Source organism: Kocuria sp. KH4, from assembly GCF_053711175.1.
Genome location: NZ_JBSJYX010000022.1, coordinates 25760 through 49607, shown reverse-complemented (window position 1 = coordinate 49607; position 23848 = coordinate 25760). Strand labels below are relative to the sequence as shown.

Here is a 23848-nt window from a genome sequence, read left to right as displayed (position 1 = left end):
GGTGCTCCTGCGTGCTCGGCCCCGCCCTCCGACGGCGCCCGGTGCGAGCGGGGAAGGCCGCGCGTCGCCGCCCGTCGGCGGGCCCGGAGCCCCGCGGCGACGGGCCGGGCCGCTGCGGGCCGGCCCGTTTCTTGATCGAATCTCCATGTCTCCTCGACCCGACCGCCACCCGGGCGCCCCATGCTGGGGACAGCACCGGGGGAAGCCCCGGGCGAGGTCGCAGGACCCGGGGACCGTTGCCGGGCGCCTGCTGCCGCTTCCTCCCGGGCCCGGTCGCCGCCCGGGTCCGGGCACCACCAGGAGGGGTCGGCATGGGCCACCGCGGGGACTCCACCGTCCGTCCGCAGGACGGCGACGGCGTCGGCCGCGCCGGGCGAGGGGCCGGCACGCCGCGCCTGGCCGGCGTGGACGCGGCCCGCGGCCTGGCGCTGATCGGGCTGATCGCCGTGCACGTCCTGCCGGAGGAGAACGACGACACCGGTGATCCGACGTGGAGCTACCTGCTGTTCGCCGGGGACTCGGCCGCGCTGTTCGCGCTGCTGGCCGGGGTGGGCCTGGCACTGTCCACGGGCCGGAGCAGGCCCCACCGGGGCAGGCAGCTGGTGGCCGATCGGATCGGGCTGGCGGTGCGGGCGGTGCTGATCGCCGGCGTGGGCCTGCTGATCGGCTACATCATGCCCGAGGACGCCCCGGCCAACGGGATCCTGCTGTACTACGGCATGTTCTTCCTGCTGGCCATCCCGTTCCTGTCCCTGGGCCCACGGTCCCTGTTCGCCGCCGCCGGCGTGTGCGGGGTGACCGCCCCGCTGCTGATCCTCGGCCTGCAGGACTCGCTGCCGGAGTACTCCTCAGACAATCCCACCTTTCAGCACCTGCTGAGCGAGCCGGCGGCGGTGCTGGCGCAGCTGCTGCTCTCGGGCGCCTATCCGGCGCTGGCGTACATGACGTACATCCTGGCCGGCATGGGCATCGGGCGGCTGGACCTGCGGGCGACGACGTGGCAGGTCCGCCTGGTCGCGATCGGCCCGGGTCTGGCGATGGCGGCCCAGTTCACCTCCTGGATCCTGCTGTACGCGGCCGGCGGGTTCCAGCGCCTCGTCGGGTCCTCGCCCGGCCTGGACGAGGAGACGCTCATGCAGGCGCTGATCTGGGAGCCCGACGTCGACAGGCTGAACTCGCCCTGGTGGCTGGCGGTGACCACCCCGCACATGAACACTCCGCTGTCCATCGCCTGGAGCCTCGGGGTCGGCATGACGGTCCTGGGCCTGTTCCTCCTGGCCGCGGACCGGATCGCGGCGTGGCTGCGGCCGCTGGCGGCGATGGGGGCGATGACGCTGACCCTGTACTCGGCCCACCTGGTGGCGCTGTCCGTCGAGCTCCACGAGGACGCGCCCTACCAGTGGTTCCTCGTGCACGTGGTGGTGGCCGCGCTGGTCGCCCTCGCGTGGCAGCGCCTGGTGGGTCAGGGCCCGCTGGAGAAGGTCGTGGGCACGGCGGTGAGGGCCGCCCGGCGGGCGGTGCTGCGCGGCGCCCCCGCCCACCGGAGCTGAGGCCCGTCCCGCCCGGTGGGCGGGGCCCGTCGCCCGCCCTCCGGCCCCGCGTGCGCGCGGCGCTCAGCCGCCGGAGCGGCGGGGCAGGAGCAGGCGGAAGCTGGCCCCCCGGCCGGGCCCGGGGCTGGCGGCCTCCAGGGTCCCGCCGTGGGCCTCCACGAGGGCCTTGCTGATGGCCAGTCCCAGCCCCGACCCGCTGCGGTCACGGTCGTGCTCGCGTCCCGGGGCGGCGCGGTAGAAGCGCTGGAAGACGTGCGGCAGGTGTTCCTGTGCGATGCCCTCCCCGTCGTCGGAGACGGTGATGCTCAGGGCCTGGTCGGTCTGCTCCGTGTGCACGTGGACGTGCCCGCCGGGCCCGGTGTGGCGCAGGGCGTTCTCGAGCAGGTTGGCGAGCACCTGCCCGAGCCGCTCCGGGTCCAGGAGCACCGGGCCGGTGCCCGGTCCGGCGCTGGAGGTCGTCACGGTCACGTCCTTGGCGGTGGCGGCCGGGTGGACGCCGGCCACGGCCTGGACCACCAGGTGCTGCGGGTCCACCGGGGACGGGTGCAGGCGGGTCGTGCCCTCCTCGGCCACGGTCAGGTCCCGGATGTCACGGGCCAGGCGCTCCAGGCGGGCGATCTGGGCGGCCAGGATCGCCTGGGTGCGCTCGTCGAGGTCCACGACCCCGTCCTCGACGCCCTCCAGGTGGCCCTTGAGACTGGCCAGCGGAGTGCGCATCTCGTGGGCGAGGTCGGCCAGCATCTGCCGGCGGGTGGTGTCGATGCCCTGGAGCCGGGCGGCCATGTCGTTGAAGGACACGGCCAGGACGTCGAACTCCTTGCCCAGTCCGGTCGTGGGGACCTGCACGCCGTAGTGGCCGTCGGCGACCTGCCGGGCCGCGGAGGTGAAGGCGCGCAGGGAGCGGCCGACGGTGCGGTGGAGGTAGAAGCTGAGCAGCCCGGCGATGTAGAGGGCGGGGATCCCCCCGGTGACCATCGCGGTGAGCCCGACCTCCCGGAAGGCGTCCTGCAGGTGGACCAGCCCGGTGGCCTCATCGGCGTGCCCGGCCAGGAGCAGCTCCCGGTAGAACATGGCGGGGCCGATCAGAGCGGCGGTGATGATCACCGTGATCAGCCCCGCGGCCAGCACCGCGGTCTGGGCCAGCATCAGCCGCGCGGTCAGGCCGCCCCAGTGCCGCGGCACCCCGGCCGCGTCCGGCTGCACCCCCGTGGCGGGTGCTGCCGCGCTCATCGTCCGCCGCCCATCCGGTAGCCGATCCCGCGCACCGTGTGGATGAAGCGGGGCGCGGTGGCCTCGTCGCGCAGCTTCTTGCGGATCCGTCCGATGTGCACGTCCACCAGGTGCTCGTCCCCGGTCCAGTGGGTGTCCCAGACCAGCTCGACCAGCTGACGGCGGCTGAGCACGGTCTGCGGGTGGGCGGCCAGGGCGGCCAGCAGGTCGAACTCGGTGCGGGTCAGCGCCACCGGCCGCCCGTCCAGGTGCACCTCGCGCGCCGTGTGGTCGACGACCAGGCTCCCGATGGTGTGCGGGCCCGGTGCGCCCCCCGCCGCCCCGGCGCCGCGCCCGGGGACGGGGTCGGAGGGGGCCTGGTGGATCCGCCGCATCATCACCTGCACGCGGGCCACCAGCTCGCGGGGACTGAACGGTTTGGTCATGTAGTCGTCGGCCCCCACCGACAGGCCCACGAGCTTGTCCACCTCGTCGTCGCGGGCGGTGAGCATGAGGATGTAGCAGTTCGAGAAGGTGCGCACCTGCCGGCACACCTCGACCCCGTCCATCCCGGGCAGGCCGAGGTCCAGCACCACGACCTGCGGGCCCTGCTCGCGCACGGCCTCCAGGGCCTCGGTGCCGATGTGACGGACCGTGACCTCGAACCCGGCCTTGACCAGGTAGCCCCGGATCAGGTGCGCCAGGTCCGCCTCGTCGTCGACGACCAGGACCCGCCCCGCCGGCGTCGTGGGCATGGACTTCTCCTTCGCCGCAACTGCACGGGTGCTCCGGGCGGCGAGATCGCCGGGCGGGCCCGGACCGGTCCGTCCTCGGTCGTCGCCGGCGCCCCGTGCCTCCCATCCTCCCGTGGAACGGCGGCGTCCACCAGACCCACCGCGGGACGGCACGCAGGAGGAGCGGGACACCCCGGGGGGGCGTCCCGCTCCGTTCCGTGGGCGCCCGGGGGCGCGGGCGGGGCCGGGCGGGCTCAGCCGACCGGGATCACCCCGGCGTAGTCGGTCTGGTAGCCGGTGACCGGGGCGTGCGGAATCTCGTCCCAGCGCTCCGGGTCCTCCTGCTGCACCTCGCCGGTGGCCAGGCCGAGCAGCAGCTCCTGGAGGGCGAGCACGTTCTGCCGCACGCTCTTGCCGCGGGCCTTCTGGCCGAGGCTGCCGTCCGAGGTGTTGCCCGAGGTCTCGAAGAACACCACCGGGTGGGAGTGCCCCTCGGGGTTGAGCCCCCCGTGGTCCAGGCCGAGCATCATGGCCGAGACGACACCGCCCCTGATGTCGATCTCCTGGCTGCCGCCCACCTGGTAGCGGTCGATGTTGATGGAGCCGTACTTCGAGAGCTCGTCGTAGACGTGCACGTTCATCTGCCGGGTGAGCCGGTCGTAGGCCCCGCCCTCGAGCCCCGGCAGGGTCGGCCCGCCGGGGGCCAGGGAGATGCCCAGGGACAGCGTGACGTCGTCGCCGGTGCCGTGCTGCGTCTTGAGGCCCTGGTGGTGGATGTCCACGCCCCAGGCCGGGTCGACGGTCGTCCAGTACTCGTAGAAGGCGCGGGACTCGTCGGCCGCGAAGCCCTCGGCCGTCCAGTCGCGGTTGAGGTCGATGCGCTGCGGCGTCGCGCCCTCCGGCGCGCCGGAGACCCGGTCCCACAGGACGGTGTGCCGGATGTTCGCCTCGGCGCCGTCCGGGTTGTACATGGGGATGACGTGGAAGGTGAACTTCTCGCGCAGCAGCTCGTACTCGGCCGAGCCGTTGGTGCCGAGGTCCTTGAGCAGGGTCAGCAGGGCGTCGGTGCCGTAGGGCTCGTTGCCGTGGATGCGGCCCTGGAGCCACACGTGCTCCTCGCCGGAGCCCACGGTCGCGACCCACAGGTCCCGGCCCTGCTCCGAGGTGCTCACCGCCGTCCCGGCCTCCGCGAGGGTGAAGGCGTCCACGCCGTAGCGGCTGGTGCGCTCGAGCTTCTGCAGCTCCCGCACCACGTCGTCGGGGGTCAGGATGCTCGAGGTGCTGGTCCGGCCCTCCGTGGAGGGGAAGTTCGCGTCCGCGGCGGCGGGCGCGGCCGCGCCGAGGGGCAGGGCGACGGCGAGCGCGAGCGCCGCCGCGGCCCGGCGCCGACGGCGCGGGCCGTCCGAGGGGCGGGGGGTCGCGGGGTCGTGGTGCTGAGGGATCACGTGCTGGTCCTCCGGGAGTGAGCGGGCTGCCGGTGCGTTCCGGGGGTGGTCGGCGCCGGCACGGGGTGCTGGTGATGCTAATCACGATCGCACACACCCGTCACCGTCCCGGGCACAACCGCAGAAGTACTGCTCCGTAGCGCCGTCCCCGCCGGCGGATCGTCCACGGCCTCCGCCCGCCCGGCTCTCGACCTCCGCGCGGCGAGCCCAGAATTTGCACACCGTGCAACGTTGCACTTAGTGTAAGGACGTGCTGCACTCCGACGACCGCCGGCGCCAGGTCAAGTCCGCCAACCGCCGTGCCATCCTGGACGCCGCCGCAGCCCTCGCCGAGGAGCGCGGCCTCGGCCGCTTTCCCGTCGAGGACCTCGCCGAGCGCGCCGGCGTCTCCCGGCGGACGATCTTCAACCACTTCGCCTCGGTCGACGACGCCGTCTACGCCCGGTGCAGCGAGCTGCTGGGCGTGATCGTCGACGACTTCGTCGCGCTCGCCGACGCCACCCCGCCGCCCGCCGCTCCCAGCGCGGGTGCGGTCTTCGAGCAGCTGGCGGACGTCATCGAGCGGACCGACCTCGTCCGGCCCCTCTCGCGCATCGCCCGGCTCGTGGGCACCGGCGAGAACCACCCGGCCACCATCATGTGGGGCCACGAGGTCCTGCAGAACGTCACGGAGCGGCTGACCGACGAGGTGGCCCGGCGCAACCCGCACGCCGACCCCTTCACCGTGGCGCTGCTGGCCAGCTCCCTGATCAACGCCATGGAGGTGGCCTTCGCCCACTGGGCGGCGGAGACCGGCGCGGTCGACACGCCCCGCAGCCGGCTCGTCTGGCAGCGCCTCCTGCGCACCGCGGTGGAGCACCTGCGGCACGGCTTCGCCGGCTGAGCCGCCGCAACGTCCCCCCGCACACGTCCCCCGCCCGTTCCGCCCCTCCCCGGCCCCGTCCCGGGACGACCGACAGAGAAGAGCCATGGCCCAATTCCTGTACCGACTCGGGCGCTTCGCCGCCCGCCGCGCCTGGACCGTGATCGCGGCCTGGGCGGCCGTGCTCGTCATCGCCGGCAGCGCCTTCGCCGTGGCCGGCGGCCAGCTGACCACCGCGATCACGATCCCCGGCACCGAGACCCAGCGGCTGTCCGACCGTCTCCAGGACGAGCTGCCCGACGCCGGGCACGGCACCGGGCGCATCGTGTTCCGCACGGAGTCCGGCGAGCCCTTCACCGCCGGGCAGCGGGAGGGGATCAGCGCGGCCCTGACGGCCGCCGGCGACTCGCCCGGGGTCGACGGCGTGCTCGACCCGTTCGCCGCCCAGGCGGAGCGCGAGGACCAGCAGCAGCAGCTCGCCGACGGCCGCGAGCAGCTGGCCGACGGGCGGGACCGGCTCGAGCAGGGACGCGCGCAGCTCGACGACGCCGAGGCCGCCCTCGACGAGAACCAGGAGAAGCTCGACGCCGCCCGCGAGCAGGCCGAGCGGGCCGACGCCCCGGCCCGGGTGCTCGACGGGTTCGACACGCGCCAGGAGACCCTCGACGACGGGCGCGCCGAGCTGGAGCGCAACCGGGCCGAGCTCGAGGCCGGCGCCGCGGAGCTCGAGGACCGCGCCCCGGAGCTGGAGCGCGGCGAGCGGCTGCTGGCCCTGGCCGAGGACACCCGCACCGTCTCCGAGGACGGGACCGCGGCGATGGCCGTGGTGACCTTCACGGCCCAGCAGCAGGCGGTGACGGCCGAGGACAAGGAGGCGCTGCAGGCGGCGGTGGACCGGTCGCCGGTCGACGGCGTCCAGGTCGAGTACTCGAGCGAGATCGCCCAGGACATCTCCCAGCTCTTCGGCCCCGCCGAGGTGGTCGGCGTCCTGATCGCGGCCGTGGTGCTGCTGGTGATGCTCGGCACCCTGGTCGCGGCCGGTCTGCCCATCCTCACGGCCCTCACCGGCGTGGGCATCGGCGCCCTGGCGACCCTGTCCTTCTCCGGGGTCGTGCAGATGACCTCGGTGACCCCCATGCTCGGGCTCATGCTGGGGCTGGCCGTGGGCATCGACTACTCGCTGTTCATCCTCAACCGGCACCGCCAGCAGCTGCTGCGGGGCGTGGGGCTGCACGAGTCGATCGGCCTGGCCACCGGCACCTCGGGCAACGCGGTGGTCTTCGCCGGGCTCACCGTGATCATCGCCCTGGCCGCCCTGAACGTCACCGGCATCGGCTTCCTGGGCATGATGGGCACCGCCGCGGCGGTGTGCGTGGCCGTGGCCGTGCTGATCGCCGTGACCCTCACTCCCGCGCTGCTGTCGCTGGCCGGGCACCGGCTGCTCTCCTCCGGGGCCCGGGAGCGGGCCGCCCGCACCCCGGCGCACCGGGGCGAGCGGCGCGAGGGCGTGGCCACCCGCCGCCCGGTGCTGACGCTGCTGGCGGGGGTGAGCACCCTCGTGCTGATCGCCCTCCCCGCGGCCTCGATGCGGCTGGGCCTGCCGGACGCCTCCTCGGAGCCGGCCGACTCCACCCAGTACCGGGCCTACCGGGTCATCGACGAGAAGTTCGGCGCCGGCGCCAACGGACCGGTGCTGGTGGTCGCGGACCTGCCCGAGGGCACCGACGCGGCCGAGGCCGCGGACCTGCAGGTGGCCGTGGGCGAGGCGCTCATGGAGCGGGAGAACGTCGTCTCGGTCGTCCCGGCCGGGCTCTCCGAGGACCGGCGCACCGCGGTCCTGCAGGTCACCCCCACCGACGGCCCGGCCGCCGAGTCCACCGAGAACCTCGTGGACGACCTCCGCGCCTTCTCCCCGGCGCTGGAGGAGGAGCACGGGGTCGGCATCGGCGTCACGGGGCTGACCGGCGGCAACATCGACGTCTCGCAGAAGCTCGCCGCCGCGCTGCCGGTGTACCTGGCGGTGGTGCTGGGGCTGTCCCTGCTGCTCATGGTGCTGGTGTTCCGCTCGATCCTCGTCCCGGTGATCGCCACCGCCGGGTTCATGCTCTCGCTCTTCGCGGCCTTCGGCGCCGTGGTGGCCATCTACCAGTGGGGCTGGCTGGGCGCCGTCTTCGGCGTCCACGACCCGGGCCCGGTGCTCAGCTTCCTGCCCACGCTGCTCGTGGGCGTGCTGTTCGGGCTGGCCATGGACTACCAGCTCTTCCTCGTCTCGGGGATGCGGGAGGCCTACGTCCACGGACGCTCCGCCCGCGCCGCCGTGCGGGAGGGCCTCGACGCCGGCCGGGCCGTGGTCACGGCCGCGGCGATCATCATGATCTCGGTGTTCACCGGCTTCGTCTTCTCCCACATGGCCATGGTCCGCCCCCTCGGCTTCGGCCTGGCCTTCGGGGTGCTCGTCGACGCCTTCGTGGTGCGGATGACGCTGATCCCCGCGGCGATGCACCTGCTCGGGGACCGGGCGTGGTGGCTCCCGCGCTGGCTGGACCGGGTGCTGCCCGACGTCGACGTCGAGGGCCAGTCCCTGGAGCGCGACCACGGCACCGCCGCGCCGGAGCCCGCCCCGGCGGCCACGGACGCCGAGGAGGCGCGGGAGCCCATCGCCGTGCGGTGACGTGCGGCACACCCGGCGCGGAGGGAACGGCCCGGTCGTCGTCCTCCGCGCCGGAGTCATAGACTGGGCCATTGTGAAAGCACTTCTGCTGGAGAACGTCCACCCCGAGGCCGAACGCATCCTCAACGAGAAGGGCATCGAGGTCGAGACCCGCAAGGGCGCCCTCGACACCGAAGAGCTCATCGACGCCCTCGACGGCGTCGAGCTGCTCGGCATCCGGTCGAAGACCCAGGTGACCCGGGAGGTGTTCGACGCCCACCCGGAGCTGCTGTCCGTGGGCGCGTTCTGCATCGGCACCAACCAGATCGACCTCACGGCCGCCACCGAGCACGCCGTGACGTGCTTCAACGCCCCGTACTCCAACACCCGCTCGGTGGTGGAGCTCGCGATCGCCGAGATCATCTCGATGGCCCGGCACCTGACCGACAAGAACCGGGCGATGCACGAGGGCGTGTGGGACAAGTCCGCCACGGGCGCCCACGAGGTCCGCGGCCGCACCCTGGGCATCGTGGGCTACGGCAACATCGGCTCCCAGCTCTCCGTGCTCGCCGAGACGCTCGGCATGCACGTGTACTACTACGACATCGTGGACCGCCTCCCGCTGGGCAACGCCCAGCGCTGCGACACCCTCGAGGAGCTGCTGGAGCGGGTCGAGACCGTGTCGCTGCACGTGGACGGGCGGGCCGGCAACGACAGCCTGTTCGGCCGCGAGCAGTTCGAGCGGATGCGGCCCCGCTCCCTGTTCCTCAACCTGTGCCGCGGCATGGTGGTGGACTACAACGCCCTGCGTGACGCCCTCGTCAGCGGGCACATCGCCGGCGCCTCCGTGGACGTCTTCCCGAACGAGCCCAAGTCCGCCGGGGACCCGTTCAGCTCGGTGCTGCAGGGCCTGCCCAACGTGATCCTCACCCCGCACATCGGCGGCTCCACGCAGGAGGCGCAGGTGGACATCGGGCGGTTCGTGGCGGGCAAGCTCTCGTCCTTCGTGACCTCCGGCTCCACGACCCTGTCGGTGAACATGCCCCAGGTCCAGCTCAACAGCGCCGTCAACGGCACCCGCATGCTCCACCTGCACCGCAACGTGCCGGGCGTGCTCGCGACCGTCAACAGCGTCCTGGGCAGCCACGGGATCAACATCGACCGCCAGCAGCTGTCCACCCGCGGGGACACCGGCTACCTCGTCACCGACGCCGCCAACGGCGTGACCCGCGAGGTGATCGAGCAGATCCTGGCCCTGCCGGAGACGATCCGCCTCAGCACCATCAACTGAAGGACTCCTCCGCGCACCGCGCCGGTCGCGTGACGGGGGCGGGTGGCACAATGACCGCATGAGCGGCGTCCGGGAGCAGCCCGCCGGCCACGGCGGGAGCACCTGCGGGGCGGCCGTGCCCGCCCCCGCTGCCGCGGGGACGGCACCGGGCCCCGCGGACGGCGCCCGCCCGGGCGAGGACCCCGGGCCGGTCCCGATACGCCCGGTCGCCCAGCACCCCCGTCACCGGGCCGGCGCCGCCGCACTCTCCGCCCGGCGGCGCGACGACCCCCGCACCGGCGGCACGACGACGGGGGCGACCGTCCGGGCCGTGGCGACGGCCGGGCGCCCCCGCAGGCACGACGGCGCCCCCCGGCGGCGGTCCGGCCGCGTCCCCGGCGCCGACGAGCCGCCGGGCGACGCCGTGAAGGCCGGGACGGCGCGCCGCGGTGTGGACGCCCGGGCGCACGAGCCGACCGCCGGACCGTTCCGGCCGCTCCCCCCGGAGGTGCGCGATGGCTGATCCCGGCACCGCCCGGTGCGGGTCCTGCGCCCGGGACACCGGGATGTCGCCCCCCGGTCACCGCACGTTTCCCCCCGGTCCGGCCGTGAGCGGCCCGCCCGGCCCATTCTGGATCGACGACGCCCCCGACCGCCCCGACCCTGGAGCAGTGATGTCAGCAGAGCCCGTCCTCCTCGACCGCCGCACGACCCCGGGGGCGCTGGACCCCGCCGTGCCGCTCATCGGCCCGGCCACGGGCCGTGCGCTGCACGTGATGAGCTACAACATCCGCTTCCACCACGAGCGCACCCGGCCCGGGGACCCCGACCACTGGCCCGACCGCGCGCCCCGGCTGGCGCGGCTGCTGCGGCTGGAGCAGCCGACCCTGCTCGGCGTGCAGGAGGCCCTGTACCACCAGCTGCCGGTGGTGGCGGGGGCCCTGCCCGCCGGCTACGGGATGCTCGGCTACGGCCGCGCCGGCGGGAGCAAGGGCGAGTTCTCGGCGATCTTCTACGACGCCCGCCGCCTGGAGGCCCTCGAGTGGGACCAGTTCTGGCTCTCCGACACCCCCGAGCTGATCGGCTCCACCAGCTGGGGCAACGACGTCCCCCGCATCGTGACCTGGGGCCGGTTCCTGGACCGCGGCACCGGCTGCGAGCTCGTGCTCGTCAACACCCACTTCGACCACGACTCGCAGACCGCCCGCGAGCGCAGCGCGGACGCCGTGGTGCAGCTCGTGCACAGCTTCCCCGCCCGCACCCCCGTCCTGGTCACCGGGGACTTCAACGCCGACGCGGACGGCTCCGGGCCCTACGCCACGCTCGTGGGCTCCGGGGTGCTGGACGACACCTGGACCACGGCCGAGCAGCGGCTCACCCCGGCGTGGGGCACGTTCCCGGACTACGGGGAGGCCGTGTGCGACGACGAGCGCATCGACTGGGTGCTGGCCTCCCCCGGCATCCGGGTGCAGCGCAGCGCGATCAACCCCGCCCGGTTCGCCGGGGGACACCCCAGCGACCACGCCCCGGTGCAGGTGCTCGTCTCCGTCCGGCCGGACTGAGCGCTACGGGCCCGCGGTGAGCTCCCGCCACGGGCGGGCGCCGTCGGCCGCCGCGCCCATGGACTCCACGGTGCTCGCCGTGCGGGCCAGGGACGCGGCGTCCTCCTCCGGGGAGCGGCACCCCCGCGCGGCGGGCAGGGCGCACCACCGGACCGGGTCGACGGTGAGGATGTGCGGGATCCACACCGGGTCCCCGGCCACCCACCGCCCGTCCTCGCGGGTGAAGCTCATGCGCACCGTCAGGCCCTCGTTGTTGACCGGCACGCGGGTGGCGTGCTCGGAGAGGCTGTTGCCCAGGCCGTGGGCGATCCAGGTGTCCCCGTGCTGCTCGAGGGGCAGCACCGAGTGCGTGTGGTGGCCGTAGACGAAGTCGAACGCGCCGCTGTCGGCCAGCGCGTGCGTGACCTCGAGCTGCTGGGGGTCGGGGGCGGAGGAGTACTCCTGCCCGGCGTGCACGGCCGCCAGCACGATCTCGGCGCCCGCCGCCCGGGCCCGGCGGGCCTTGTCCACCATGGCCGGCACGTCCAGCAGGTCCACCCGCCACGGGGCGTCCGGGACGTTGCCGTTGAGGCCGTAGGTGCCCGCCACCAGCCCGACGCGCACCCCGCCGGCGTCCAGGACCAGGGGTTCGGCGGCCTCCGCCGCCGTCCGGTACGAGCCGGTCGAGGCGATCCCCGCCTCGTCCAGGACGCCGAGGGTGCGCTCCAGTCCCTGTTCGCCGGCGTCCAGGGCGTGGTTCGTGGCGGTGGTGCACGCGTCGTAGCCGATCCCCGCGAGGGCGGGCACGATCTGCGGCGGCACCTCGAAGGAGGGGTAGCCGGAGTACGGCCCCCCGGCCGGGGCGAGCGGGGTCTCCATGTCGCAGATCGCCAGGTCGGCGTCCTGGGTGAACGGGCGCAGGCCCTCCACGAGCGGGCCGAAGTCGAGCTCCCCGCCGCCGTCGGCCTCCGCCTGCTCCCACAGCCCCGGGTGCAGCAGGACGTCCCCGGTGACCACGATCCGGACCTCGTCCGGCGCCGCGGCCCCGGACGGGTCCGCCGCGGGGGTCCCCCCGGCGCCGTCCCCCGCCGGGTCGCCCGCGGTGCTGCCCGGGGCGGTGTCCGCGGTGCTGCCCGGGGCGGCGCCCGGGTCGCCGGGAGCGGAGCAGCCGGCGAGGCCCGGTCCGGCGCCGAGCAGCGCGGCGAGCAGCGCCGCGGCGAGAGCACGGCGCCCCGGCCGGTGGAGGAGTCCAGGGGTCATGGACCGAGGGTAGGCCACCGGCGGCCGGGGCACCTCCCGCCGGCGGGCCCCGCCGGTCAGGACAGCACCGTGGACCAGAGCTTCTCGTCCTCGGGGCGGTGCGGCACCTCGGTGCTGGGCACCAGCTCGGCGGGCGCCGCGTGGGCCCGGTCCTTGAGGGCCAGCATCTCCACCAGGTCCTCCAGGGGGGTGGCCGAGTTGTCCGCCCGGAGGTCGACGTCGAGCAGCACCGGGTACTGGAACCCCGCGAGGGTGTCCGCCACCACGACCGCGGCGCTCTGCTGGCCGCGGCTGTCCCCGCCCGCGTCCTGGCCCGCGCGCAGGCAGGCCACGAGCGCGCGGGCCAGGTCCATGCTGCTCAGCCCGGGCACGGCCAGGGCCCCGTCGACCGAGGCGCGCATGGCCTCGACGACCTCCGGGCCGGCCAGGAAGTTGCCCACGACCACGAAGTCGGCCCCGGCCACCCCGCCGGCCCAGGGCGTGCACAGGCTCCCGGTCAGGTGCGCGCCGGGGCCCTCCACGGGCAGCGCCGCGACCTGGCGCAGCGCCAGGTCCGGGTCGGCGTCGGCGAGACCCGCGATCGCCTCCTCGGCCGTGCCGCCGTGGTGTAGGGTCCGCAGCATCTCGTAGCGCAGCCGCCGGTTGGTCCACGCCTGGGAGGCGACCACGCCGGCGGTGGGCACGAGGGCGGGCACGGCATTGCCCACGGCGAGCGAGCAGCTCGCCGTGGCGGCGCCGAGGAGACGGGAGTCCGCGCTCCTGGCGATCACGGTGTAGGTCACGAGCACCTCCTGGCCGTCGGGACGGCCGTCTTCGTCGATCCGGGTCGTGGTGCCGCCGTCCCGGGAGGACCGGGCGCGCCCGGCGCGCCCGGGACGGCGGGAGTGGTCGGGGGCCGTCCCGTCTGCATAGGCTGGGCGGACACCGACGACCTGGTGTGCACCGGCAGGGCGGCCGGATCCGGCCTGCGGGAGCCCACGGGGCGGACGGCTCATTCCTACCACCGGGAGGCGGCCCATGGCACGCGGAGCACGGATCGTCGGGCTGGCCGCCGCCGCGGGGCTGGCCCTGAGCGCCTGTTCGGTGGGCGAGGGCGTGGACCTCGCGGGGGCCGGCGAGGTGGACACCCACGACTACCTCAGGGTCGCCATCGCCGGGGAGCCCGACCAGCTGGACCCCCACAACACCAGCGCCTACTTCTCCTTCCAGATCCTGGAGAACGTCTACGACACCCTGGTGGAGCCGGACGAGAACCTCGAGATGCAGCCGGCCCTCGCCGAGTCCTGGGAGGTCGGCGAGGACCAGCTGTCCTGGACGTTCCGTCTGCGCGAGGACGTCGTCTTCCACGACGGCTCCCCGTTCACCGCCGAGGACGTCGTCTACTCCTACGACCGGATCATCGACGAGCAGCTGGCCAACGCCTACCGGCTGTCCGCCGTCGAGGACGTCGTGGCGGTCGACGAGCACACCGTGCGCATCGACGTGTCCGAGCCGACGCCCGCCCTGCTCGCCGCGATCGGCGGGTACAAGGGCATGGCCATCGTCGAGCAGCAGAACGTGGAGAGCGGCGACGTCCAGCTCGACCCGGTGGGCACCGGCCCGTTCGAGGTGGTGGGCAACACGGCCGGCACGGCCGTGACCCTGCGGGCCAACGACGACTACTGGGGCGAGGGGCCCCACGTGCCGGGAGTCGTCTACCGGTTCATCTCGGAGGGCAGCACCGCGCTCGCCGATCTCACCGCCGGCGAGGTGCACTGGACCGACTCCATCCCGCCGCAGCGGGTGAACTCCCTGCGGCAGAACCCCGACGTCGAGGTCGCCGGGGTCCCCTCGACGGACTACTGGTACGTCACCATGAACCAGGCCCGCCCGCCCTTCGACTCCCCCGAGGCGCGCCTGGCCGTGGCCCGGGCCATCGACCGGGAGGCCATCGCCCAGGTCACCTGGTACGGCAACGCGACGGTCAATCAGACCGCCGTCCCGGAGACCTCGGTCTGGCACCACGAGTACGCGCCCTTCGAGCAGGACCCGGACCGGGCGCGGGAGCTCGCCGAGAGCTCCGGGCTCACCGGGGAGACCATCGACCTCATGGTCACCAACGAGTACCCGGAGACGGTCACGGCCGCCCAGGTGATCTCCGCGAACCTCTCCGACATCGGGGTGTCCACGAACATCCGGACCCTGGACTTCGCCACCTGGCTCGACGAGCAGGCGCAGGGCAACTTCGACATGCTGCTGCTGCTGGGCTGGCTCGGCAACGTGGACGTGAACGACTACTACTACAACCAGCACCACTCGGAGGGCTCCAACAACGCCCAGGGCTACAGCAGCCCCGAGGTCGACCGGCTGCTGGACGCGGGGCGCACCGAGACCGAGCCGGACGCCCGCAAGGAGCTCTACGACCGGGCGGCGGAGCGAATCGTGGACGACGCCAGCTACGTCTATCTCTACAACCCCGACGTGGTCCAGGCCTGGGCCCCCGAGCTGCAGGGCTACGAGGCCCGCGCGGACCGGGCGATCCGGTTCAAGGACGTCCGGCTCGAGGAGGACACGGAATGAACAGCCCGCTCCTGAGATTCCTCGCCAAGCGCCTGCTGCACACCGCGGTGGTGCTCTTCGGGGTGCTGGTCGTGGTCTTCGCCCTCCTGCAGCTCGTCCCCGGCGACCCGGTGCGGGTGGCCCTGGGCACCCGGTTCACGCAGGAGTCCTACGACGCGCTGCGCGAGGCCTCCGGGCTGGATCGGCCCCTGCCGGTGCAGTTCTTCGCCTACATCGGCAACGCCCTGACGGGAAACCTGGGCGTGAGCTTCCGCAGCGGCGAGCCGGTGACCCTCATCCTGCTGGACCGGCTCCCGGCCACGGTGTCCCTGGCACTGACCGGGATCGCGATCGCCCTGCTCATCGCCTTCCCGCTCGGCACCTGGGCGGCCCTGCGCCGGGGCTCCGCGGCGGACGGCGGGATCCGCGCCGTGAGCCAGTTCGGCGTCTCGATCCCCGACTTCTGGCTGGGACTGCTGCTGATCATCGTCTTCTCGACGATGCTCGGACTCCTGCCGCCCTCCGGTTACGTGCCCTTCGCCGAGGATCCGTGGGGCTGGCTCCAGCGGGTGATCCTGCCGGGCCTGGCCGTGGGGGTGGTCTCCGGGTCGATCATGACCCGCTACGTGCGCTCGGCGGTGCTCGACGTCGTCGGCTCCAACTACGTCCGCACCGCCCGCTCCAAGGGGCTGCCGCGCCGGGCCGTCGTCGGCCGGCACGTGCTGCGCAACGCCCTCGTGCCGATCCTGACCGTGGCGGGCGTGCAGGCCGCGACGATGCTGGGCGGGCTCATCGTGATCGAGGTGGTCTTCGCGTGGCCGGGGCTGGGACGGCTGGTGTTCGACGCCGTCGCGGCCCGCGACTACCCGGTGGTCCAGGGCACGGTGCTGCTGATCGCCCTGCTGTTCCTGCTCGTCAACCTGCTGGTGGACATCCTGTACGCCGTCGTCGACCCGAGGATCCGTGTCTCATGAGCACCCACCGGACGCCCCCGCCCGAGCGCCGCGCCGCGAGCGCCGGGCCCGCCCGCACCGGACCCGTGCCCGGTCCTGCGGAGGTCCCCGAGGAGGCCGGCCGCACCGGCACCGTGCGGATGCTGGTCTCCAACAGGGTCACGGCGGCAGGGCTGGTGATCTTGCTGCTGGTGGTGGTGCTCGCGCTGTTCGGGCGCTGGATCGCGCCCTACGGCGCCAACGACATCGACGTGGTCAACGCCCTGCGCCCGCCCTCGGGCGCGCACCTGTTCGGCACCGACGAACTGGGCCGGGACGTGTTCTCCCGGGTGGTGCTCTCGGCCCGGGTCTCGCTGACCGTGGGGCTCGTGGCCGTGGGCATCGCCCTGGTGGTGGGGGTCGCCGTGGGGCTGGTGGCCGGGTTCTTCGGGGGCTGGCTGGACACGGTGATCATGCGCGGCGCGGACGTGCTCTTCGCGTTCCCCATCCTGCTGCTGGCCATGGCGATCGTGGCCGTGCTCGGGCCCGGGCTGACCACGGCGATGATCGCGATCGGGGTGGTCTACACCCCCATCTTCGCCCGGATCACCCGCGCCTCCACGCTCGCCGTCCGCGAGGAGCTCTACGTCAAGGCCTCGGTGTCCGTGGGGGCGTCCCACGGGCTGATCCTGCGCCGGCACGTGCTGCCGAACATCATGGGTCCGATCACCGTCCAGACCTCCCTCTCGCTGGCCTTCGCGATCCTCTCCGAGGCCGCGCTGTCCTTCCTGGGCCTGGGCGTCCAGCCCCCGGACCCCTCCTGGGGCCGGATGCTCTACGACGCGCAGGCCTTCATCTACGACGCCTGGTGGATGAGCGTCTTCCCGGGCCTGGCGATCTTCCTCACCGTGCTGGCGTTCAACCTCGTGGGCGACGGCATGCGCGACGTCCTGGACCCGCGCCAGCGCACCGCCGACGAGATCCGCAGGAGCGCCTGATGTCCACGACCGAGCACCGACGGACCGCCCCGCCGACGCCCCCCGGAGGGGACGTGCTGCTGGACGTGCGCGACCTCTCCGTGCGCATCGGCCCGGCCGAGATCGTCAACGGCGTGTCCTTCTCCGTCCCCCGAGGGGGCACCCTGGGCATCGTGGGCGAGTCCGGCTCCGGGAAGTCCATGACGGTGCTCGCGGCCACCGGGCTGATCGACTCCCCGCCCGCGCGGGTGAGCGGGCAGTCCCTGCTGGACGGCCAGGACATCGTGGCCATGGACCCCCGGCGGCTGCGCGGCGTGCACGGCAAGCGGGTCGGCTTCGTCTTCCAGGACCCGTCCACGTCGCTCAACCCCGTGCTGACCATCGAGCAGCAGCTCACGGAGGCTCCGCGCTTCCACCTCGGCCTGACCCGCAGGGAGGCCCGCCGCCGCGCCCTCGAGCTGCTCGAGGCGGTCGGCATCCCCGACCCGCAGTCGCGCCTCACCTCCTACCCGCACCAGCTCTCCGGCGGGATGAAGCAGCGTGTGATGATCGCGCTGGCCCTGGCCTGCGACCCCGAGCTGCTCGTGGCGGACGAGCCGACCACCGCCCTCGACGTCACCACCCAGGCCCAGATCCTCGAGCAGGTCAAGCAGCTGCAGGCGTCCCGCGGGATGAGCGTGATCTGGATCAGCCACGACCTCGGGGTGGTCGCCGGGATCGCGGACCGGGTGGCCGTGCTCTACGGCGGGCAGGTCGTGGAGTCCGCGCCGCTCGAGGAGCTCTTCACCGACCCCCGGCACCCCTACACCCGGGGGCTGATGGCCTCCCGGCCGCAGACCGCCGGCCGCAAGGGCGAGCTCGCCGTGATCCCCGGCAGCCCCCCGGACCCCAAGCACCTGCCCCCGGGCTGCCTGTTCTGGGACCGCTGCCCGGTCCGCGGCGACCCCCGCTGCGAGACCGAGCGCCCGCCGGAGACCACGGTGGGCCCGGGCCACACGGTGCGCAGCTTCTACGGCGCGGAGCGCACCGACCGGACAGGAGGAGCCCGATGACCGACGACGAGCGCCCGCTGCTGAGCGTGCGGAACCTGCAGGTCCGCTTCCCCGTCACCACCGACCGCGGCAAGGGCGTGGTGCACGCGGTGGCCGGGATCGACTTCGACATCCACCGGGGCCGCACCGTGTCCCTGGTGGGCGAGTCCGGGTCCGGGAAGTCCACGGTGGCCAACGCCCTGATGCACCTCGTGGAGCCCAGCGCGGGTACCGTGCTGCTCGACGGCCGGGACATCACCTCGGTGCGGGGCAAGGAGCTCAAGGCCCTGCGCCGGCGGATCGCCATGGTGTTCCAGGACCCGTTCGCGTCTCTGGACCCGCGCCAGCACGTCTCCCGCGCCGTCGAGGAGCCGCTCGAGGTGCACGGCCTCGGCGGGGACCGGGCCGGCCGCCGCCGCCGGGTGGCGGAGCTGTTCGAGCTCGTGGGGCTGTCCGGCCGGTTCCTGGACCGGTACCCCCACGAGCTCTCCGGCGGGCAGCGCCAGCGCGTGTCCATCGCCCGGGCCCTGGCGGGCGAGCCGGACCTGATCATCCTCGACGAGGCCACCGCCTCGCTGGACGTCTCGGTGCAGGCCCAGATCATGAACCTGCTCAACCGGCTGCAGGACGAGCTCGGGCTCGCCTATCTGTTCATCGCCCACGACCTCGCCGTGGTGGAGCACATGAGCGACCACGTGCTGGTGATGTACCTGGGGCGGCTGATGGAGGACGGGGACGTGCAGGACGTCTTCGACGCCCCCGCCCACCCGTACACGAAGGCCCTGCTCGCCTCGGCCCCCGCCGCGGACCCCGTGGCGGAGCGGCGACGGCGGACCGCGCCGCTCGAAGGAGACATTCCCTCTCCCCTCTCCCCGCCCTCCGGGTGCGTCTTCCGCACCCGCTGCCCGTGGGCGGCCGACGAGTGCGCCCGCACCGTGCCCGTCCCGGTGCCGCCCCCGCCGCCCCGGAGCGCCGCACCGCGGCTCCGGCACGGCGATCCCGAACACAGTGTCCGGGAGCACGTCGCCGCCTGCATCCGGCTGCCGGAGGTGGAGGCGTCGCCGCGCACGGGCGCCCCGTCCCCGGAGGCCCCGCCCGGCGGTGAGCCGTCGACCGGGGAGCCGTCCACGGCGACCTCGGCGGGTGCGACGCGCACCGCCCCGTGGGACACCGGCGCCCCCCGGCCCTGAGACCCCGGCTCAGCCGGCGGTCTGGCCGCCGTGCTCCAGCTCCGCCAGCACCGGGAAGTGGTCCGAGGCCCAGACCCCGCCCGGGCGCTCGGCCAGGACCCGGGAGCCCAGGACACGGACCGGGCCGCCGTGCAGGATCCAGTCCAGCCGCGGTGTCCTCGCCCCCGGCGGGCGGTAGCGGTGGAAGGTGCCGGGGGCGTCCGGCGGGAGGGTGTCGCGCAGCCCGCCGGCCACGGCGGCGTCCCACGTCCGGGACCGCCCGGCGGGCGCGTTCCAGTCCCCCAGCAGCAGCAGCGGCCCGTCGCACCCGAGGAGCAGGCTGTGCAGGACGGCCAGCTGCCGCAGCCGGGCGCGCTCCGGCCAGGGGTCCAGGTGGGTGGCGACCGCCCGCCAGGCCACCCCGGTGCGCCGGTCCGTGAGGTCCGCGAGGACCGCCGTGCGCGGAAAGACGTCCCCGGCGCCCCGGGAGCCGGGGACCTCCGGGGTGAGGGACAGCCACCGCTGACACCACCGGTCCACCGCGAAACGGGTGGTGTCCACGGCCAGCAGGCAGCGCTCGCCGCGCCCGCCGGCGTCCCGGCCCGTGCCGAGCAGGTCGTGTCCCGGGCCCAGGGCCTCGCGCAGCGGGTGCAGCTGCTCCGGGTGGACCTCCTGGAGGGCGGCCACGTGCGGCCGGTGGGCGCGCAGCACCGCCTGCACCGCCGGCGCCCGGGTGAACCACGCGTCCGGGGCGCCGCGGCGGTACCGCGGCAGGGGGCGGCGGACATTGAAGGTCATCACCGTGAACGCGCCCCGGCCCCGCGGACCACAGGGGTCGGCGGGGCCGGGGCGGCCGGTGGCTGCCACGGTGGCGGCAGGTTCCGCGGCGCGGACGACGGCGCGGACTACTGCGCGGCCGACTCGGCCGCGTCCTGCTCCGTGCGGGCGCCGTCGTGCTGCAGGATACCGCCGCTGTTCTCCAGGTGGGCGCGCATGAACCACTGGAAGAGCTCGAGCTCCTTGACCTGGCCGATGAGCATGTCCTCGGTGACGGGGTCGAGCTCCCCCACCTTCTGGATGGCGTCCCGGTGGTCCTCGACGATGCCGTTGTAGACGAGGTCGAGGGCCGCGAGGTGCTCCACGGCGGTGGCCCGGTGGACCGAGTAGTCGTCCCACGTGCGTGCCTGCACGAGGTCCCCCGGCAGGCCGCTGGGGCCCACGCCCATGGTCGCCATCCGCTCGGCCAGCTCGTCGACGAAGCCGCGCACGAGCTCGATCTGCGGGTCCAGCATCTCGTGGACGGAGATGAAGTTGGGCCCGACCACGTTCCAGTGGGCGTGCTTGAGGGTCAGCTGGAGGTCGTTGAGCGCGTGCAGGCGCTGCTGCAGGGTCTGCGCGACCTCGTGACCGTTCTCCGTGGACAGGCCGGGCACGGTGTAGGGGGCGGTGCTCTGGTTCGTGGTGGCCATGGGATCGTCTCCTGGTTCCGGCCGCCGCCGGGCGGCGGCCTCGATCGACAACGGTGGGCGTCCCGCCGGAGCGGGCCTTCCCGACCCACTATTCCACGGCCCCGGGGAACTGTCAGCACCCTGTCCATTCGCTGAGCGCGATATCGCGCTCCGGCCGCTCCTGCCCCCGGGCCCTTGCCAGGACCCCGGGGCCGCTGGTGGGATGGGGCCATGACGACCCCCGGCAGCCAGCTCCCCGACGACCCGCACCTGGCCGACGACGTCGGCGTGCCCGACACCCCGGCCCGCGACCTCGAGACCGCCCAGGACCCGCTGGGCCAGACCAACGCCGGCCAGCGCGTCCCGAGCGCGGGCAGCGCCGACGACCCGGCCGACCCGGACTTCGGCCCCGGCGCGGACGGTCCCGGGCCCACGGCCGGCGACTGAGCCGCGCCGGCGGGACGCTCCGCGCGCGGCCGCCGCTACCCTGGGGCCATGAGCACCCGAGGCACCAGCACGCGCGGCATCACCGAGGCCACGGGCACCCCGTGGGAGACCTGGGCGGCCCGGCTCGACGCCCACGGCGCCCGCAGGATGAGCCACGGGCGGATCGCCCAGCTCCTGGCGGAGCAGCTCGACGGCGTCGTGGAGAACCCCGGGTGGTGGGCCCAGCAGATCACGGTGGCCTACGAGCAGCACACCGGCGTCCGGCGTCCCGGCCAGGCCGGGGACGGGAGCTGGGCCGTCAGCGCCGGGCGGACCGTGCCCGGCACGCCGGACGAGGTGCTGGCCCGCTGGGACGCCCTCCTGGGCGGGGCCGCGGAGATCGCCGGCGTGGCCCCCGAGGGCCGGCCCAGCACCAGCGCCACCGAGACCTGGCGGTACTGGCGGGTGCGCCTGGTGGACGGCTCCCGGGTCACGGTGCACATCAGGGCCAAGGACCCCGGGCGGTGCACGGCCGGCGTGAACCACTCCGGACTGGCCTCCCCCGAGGACGTCGAGCACCGGCGGGCGTTCTGGAAGCAGCGGCTGCATGAGCTCTGACACCCCTCCGCGCCGACTTGTGGCGCACATCACTTCTCGCCTACGGTGACCCCGGTACCTGAGACGAGGAGTATCGGATGACCCGGCCCTATCCGCACCTGCTGTCCCCCCTGCAGCTGGGCGGCACGACGCTGCCGAACCGGGTGCTCATGGGCTCGATGCACACCGGCCTCGAGGAGCAGCCCGGTGGGTTCGAGCGGCTCGCGGCGTTCTACGCGGAGCGGGTGCGCGGCGGCGTCGGACTCATCGTCACGGGCGGCGTCGGCCCCAATCCCGAGGGCGCCACCCGCGCCGGCGGCGCCCTCCTGCGCACTGCCGAGGAGGTGGCCCGGCACCGCACGGTGACCGGGGCCGTGCACGCCGAGGGCGGGCGGATCGCGCTGCAGATCCTGCACTCCGGCCGCTACGCCCAGGCCCCGGCCGCGGTGGCCCCGAGCCCCCGGCGCGCCCCCATCAGCCCGGTGGTCCCGCACGAGCTCACCGGCGAGGAGATCGAGCGGACCATCGAGGACTTCGCCCGCACCGCGGAGCGGGCGCGGGAGGCCGGCTACGACGGCGTGGAGATCATGGGTTCCGAGGGCTACCTGATCAACGAGTTCGTCGCCGCCGAGACCAACCACCGCACCGACGAGTGGGGCGGGTGCTGGGCGCACCGGATGCGCCTGCCCGTCGAGATCGTCCGCCGCGTCCGCGAGCGCACGGGCCCGGAGTTCCTCCTCGTCTACCGGCTGTCGATGCTGGACCTGGTCCCGGGCGGGTCGACGCTCGAGGAGGTCGTGGAGCTGGCGCGGGCGGTCGAGGCCGCCGGGGCCTCGCTGCTCAACACGGGCATCGGCTGGCACGAGGCGCGGATCCCTACCATCGCCACGGTCGTCCCCCGCGGCGGCTTCTCCTGGGTGACCCGCCGGCTCAAGGGCGAGGTGGGGATCCCGCTGGTCGCGGTGAACCGCATCAACACCCCGGAGACGGCGGAGCGGATCCTGGCCGACGGCGACGCCGACATGGTCTCCCTCGCCCGGCCGCTGCTCGCGGACCCGGAGTTCGTGGCCAAGGCCGCGCAAGGCCGCGCCGAGACCATCAACACCTGCATCGCGTGCAACCAGGCCTGCCTGGACCACACCTTCGCCGGGCGCACCGCCTCCTGCCTGGTCAATCCGCGGGCGGGCCACGAGACGCTGCTGCGCCTGGGGCCCACCCGCCGGGCCGAGCGGATCGGCGTGGTCGGGGCGGGCCCGGCCGGGCTCGCCTTCGCGGTCGGCGCCGCGGAGGCCGGCCACGCCGTGACGCTGTTCGAGGCCGAGGAGCACATCGGCGGGCAGTTCTGCCTGGCCCTGCGCATCCCCGGCAAGGAGGAGTACGCCGAGACCCTGCGCTACTACGGCGTGCGGCTGGCGCAGCTGGGGGTGGACGTGCGACTGGGCACGCCCGCCGCGCCGGAGCACCTGGGCGGCTTCGACCGCGTGGTGCTCGCCACCGGCGTGGTGCCGCGCGTGCCCGCGGTCGAGGGCGTGGACCACCCCTCGGTCGTGGGCTACCGGGACGTCCTCCAGCACGGCGCACCGGTCGGGCGGCGGGTCGCCGTCCTGGGCGCCGGGGGGATCGGCTTCGACGTCGCCGAGTACCTGCTGCACTCCCCCGGCGCCGCGAGCGACTTCTACCGGGCGTGGGGCGTGGACACCACGCTCACCGCCCGCGGCGGCCTGGTGCCCCCCGCACCGCCGCGCCCGGCCCGCGAGGTGACGCTGCTGCAGCGCTCCCCCGGCAAGCCCGGGGCCGGCCTGGGCCGCACCACCGGGTGGATCCACCGGGCCTCTCTCCAGGCCGGGGGCGTGCGCGCCCTGAGCGGCGTGCGCTACCGGCGGATCGACGACGACGGGCTGCACCTCACCGTCCCCGGGCCCGACGGCGCCGCGCCCGTCGAGCAGGTGCTCGCGGTGGACACCGTGGTGCTGTGCACCGGCCAGGAGCCGCTGCGGCAGCTGCACGACGCGCTGCTGGCCGCCGGCCACGACGCCGACGCCGTACCGGTGCACCTCATCGGCGGGGCCGACGCGGCGGCCGAGCTGGACGCCAAGCGCGCGATCCGCCAGGCCACGGAGCTCGTGGCCGCCATCGGCTGACCGGACCCCGTCCCGCGGGTCCCGGTGCCGCGGCGGCGCCGGGGCCGCGCCGGGCCCGTGCGCGGCCG

At 74.5% G+C, this 23848-nt stretch carries 21 protein-coding genes; 14 read left to right on the top strand and 7 right to left on the bottom strand.

Annotated features, from left to right (window positions below; genetic code table 11):
- Positions 1-311 precede the first annotated feature (311 nt).
- On the top strand, positions 312-1550 hold the full coding sequence (locus ACWCOM_RS14645; RefSeq protein WP_454549484.1) for a heparan-alpha-glucosaminide N-acetyltransferase domain-containing protein: 1239 nt from the start codon (positions 312-314) through the stop codon (positions 1548-1550).
- Positions 1551-1613: 63 nt separating this feature from the next.
- Here ACWCOM_RS14645 and ACWCOM_RS14640 read toward each other — a convergent pair whose 3' ends face one another.
- The 3 genes from ACWCOM_RS14640 to ACWCOM_RS14630 form a co-directional block, all read right to left on the bottom strand.
- Positions 1614-2780: a sensor histidine kinase gene (locus tag ACWCOM_RS14640; protein ID WP_454549483.1), complete on the bottom strand. Its 1167-nt coding sequence runs from the start codon at positions 2778-2780 to the stop codon at positions 1614-1616.
- Positions 2777-3514: a winged helix-turn-helix domain-containing protein gene (locus tag ACWCOM_RS14635; protein ID WP_454549482.1), complete on the bottom strand. Its 738-nt coding sequence runs from the start codon at positions 3512-3514 to the stop codon at positions 2777-2779. The genes ACWCOM_RS14640 and ACWCOM_RS14635 overlap by 4 nt, the downstream gene beginning before the upstream one ends.
- Before the next feature lie 233 nt (positions 3515-3747).
- Entirely contained in the window at positions 3748-4938 is a 1191-nt protein-coding gene (locus ACWCOM_RS14630) for a M14 family zinc carboxypeptidase (RefSeq protein ID WP_454549481.1), read from the bottom strand.
- Positions 4939-5188: 250 nt separating this feature from the next.
- On the opposite strand from ACWCOM_RS14630, the gene ACWCOM_RS14625 reads away from it, so the two are divergent.
- The 5 genes from ACWCOM_RS14625 (at position 5189) to ACWCOM_RS14605 (ending at position 11282) form a co-directional block, all read left to right on the top strand.
- A complete protein-coding gene (locus ACWCOM_RS14625; protein WP_454549480.1) occupies positions 5189-5821 on the top strand; it encodes a helix-turn-helix domain-containing protein in 633 nt (210 codons plus the stop codon).
- A gap of 85 nt (positions 5822-5906) precedes the next feature.
- The gene (locus ACWCOM_RS14620) at positions 5907-8471 is read left to right on the top strand and encodes an MMPL family transporter (protein ID WP_454549479.1); all 2565 of its coding nucleotides are present in this window, start codon (positions 5907-5909) and stop codon (positions 8469-8471) included.
- Between the two features lie 73 nt (positions 8472-8544).
- Positions 8545-9741: a phosphoglycerate dehydrogenase gene (serA, locus tag ACWCOM_RS14615; RefSeq protein ID WP_454549478.1), complete on the top strand. Its 1197-nt coding sequence runs from the start codon at positions 8545-8547 to the stop codon at positions 9739-9741.
- A gap of 58 nt (positions 9742-9799) precedes the next feature.
- Complete coding sequence (locus ACWCOM_RS14610) at positions 9800-10243, top strand: hypothetical protein (RefSeq protein ID WP_454549477.1); 444 nt, start codon at positions 9800-9802, stop codon at positions 10241-10243.
- Positions 10244-10394: 151 nt separating this feature from the next.
- Positions 10395-11282 (top strand): endonuclease/exonuclease/phosphatase family protein, encoded by an 888-nt coding sequence (locus ACWCOM_RS14605; RefSeq protein ID WP_454549476.1) that lies wholly within the window; start codon positions 10395-10397, stop codon positions 11280-11282.
- 3 nt (positions 11283-11285) lie between these two features.
- On the opposite strand, the gene ACWCOM_RS14600 is transcribed toward ACWCOM_RS14605, so the two are convergent.
- On the bottom strand, positions 11286-12521 hold the full coding sequence (locus ACWCOM_RS14600; protein ID WP_454549475.1) for a CapA family protein: 1236 nt from the start codon (positions 12519-12521) through the stop codon (positions 11286-11288).
- 56 nt (positions 12522-12577) lie between these two features.
- Positions 12578-13303, bottom strand: a complete 726-nt coding sequence (locus tag ACWCOM_RS14595) for a DUF1028 domain-containing protein (protein ID WP_454549474.1) — start codon at positions 13301-13303, stop codon at positions 12578-12580.
- Positions 13304-13538: 235 nt separating this feature from the next.
- On the opposite strand from ACWCOM_RS14595, the gene ACWCOM_RS14590 reads away from it, so the two are divergent.
- From ACWCOM_RS14590 to ACWCOM_RS14570, 5 genes are read left to right on the top strand one after another with little or no spacing between them, the layout of a single operon-like run.
- Entirely contained in the window at positions 13539-15080 is a 1542-nt protein-coding gene (locus tag ACWCOM_RS14590; protein ID WP_454549473.1) for an ABC transporter substrate-binding protein, read from the top strand.
- A complete protein-coding gene (locus ACWCOM_RS14585; protein WP_454549472.1) occupies positions 15077-16033 on the top strand; it encodes an ABC transporter permease in 957 nt (318 codons plus the stop codon). The genes ACWCOM_RS14590 and ACWCOM_RS14585 overlap by 4 nt, the downstream gene beginning before the upstream one ends.
- Complete coding sequence (locus ACWCOM_RS14580) at positions 16030-16989, top strand: ABC transporter permease (protein WP_454549471.1); 960 nt, start codon at positions 16030-16032, stop codon at positions 16987-16989. Before ACWCOM_RS14585 ends, ACWCOM_RS14580 begins: the two co-directional genes overlap by 4 nt.
- Positions 16989-18020, top strand: coding sequence for an ABC transporter ATP-binding protein (locus tag ACWCOM_RS14575; RefSeq protein ID WP_454549470.1), 1032 nt, complete (start codon positions 16989-16991; stop codon positions 18018-18020). The genes ACWCOM_RS14580 and ACWCOM_RS14575 overlap by 1 nt, the downstream gene beginning before the upstream one ends.
- On the top strand, positions 18017-19189 hold the full coding sequence (locus ACWCOM_RS14570) for an ABC transporter ATP-binding protein (RefSeq protein ID WP_454549469.1): 1173 nt from the start codon (positions 18017-18019) through the stop codon (positions 19187-19189). Before ACWCOM_RS14575 ends, ACWCOM_RS14570 begins: the two co-directional genes overlap by 4 nt.
- A 9-nt stretch (positions 19190-19198) precedes the next feature.
- On the opposite strand, the gene ACWCOM_RS14565 is transcribed toward ACWCOM_RS14570, so the two are convergent.
- Both ACWCOM_RS14565 and ACWCOM_RS14560 read right to left on the bottom strand, forming a co-directional pair.
- On the bottom strand, positions 19199-19966 hold the full coding sequence (locus ACWCOM_RS14565; protein WP_454549468.1) for an endonuclease/exonuclease/phosphatase family protein: 768 nt from the start codon (positions 19964-19966) through the stop codon (positions 19199-19201).
- Positions 19967-20073: 107 nt separating this feature from the next.
- Positions 20074-20637 (bottom strand): Dps family protein, encoded by a 564-nt coding sequence (locus ACWCOM_RS14560; RefSeq protein ID WP_454549467.1) that lies wholly within the window; start codon positions 20635-20637, stop codon positions 20074-20076.
- Positions 20638-20847: 210 nt separating this feature from the next.
- Between ACWCOM_RS14560 and ACWCOM_RS14555 the strand changes: the two genes are divergently transcribed.
- From ACWCOM_RS14555 to ACWCOM_RS14545, 3 genes are all read left to right on the top strand, one after another.
- Positions 20848-21063: a hypothetical protein gene (locus ACWCOM_RS14555; RefSeq protein ID WP_454549466.1), complete on the top strand. Its 216-nt coding sequence runs from the start codon at positions 20848-20850 to the stop codon at positions 21061-21063.
- Between the two features lie 48 nt (positions 21064-21111).
- A complete protein-coding gene (locus ACWCOM_RS14550; protein WP_454549465.1) occupies positions 21112-21660 on the top strand; it encodes a hypothetical protein in 549 nt (182 codons plus the stop codon).
- 77 nt (positions 21661-21737) lie between these two features.
- Positions 21738-23780, top strand: coding sequence for an oxidoreductase (locus ACWCOM_RS14545; protein WP_454549464.1), 2043 nt, complete (start codon positions 21738-21740; stop codon positions 23778-23780).
- Positions 23781-23848 lie beyond the last annotated feature (68 nt).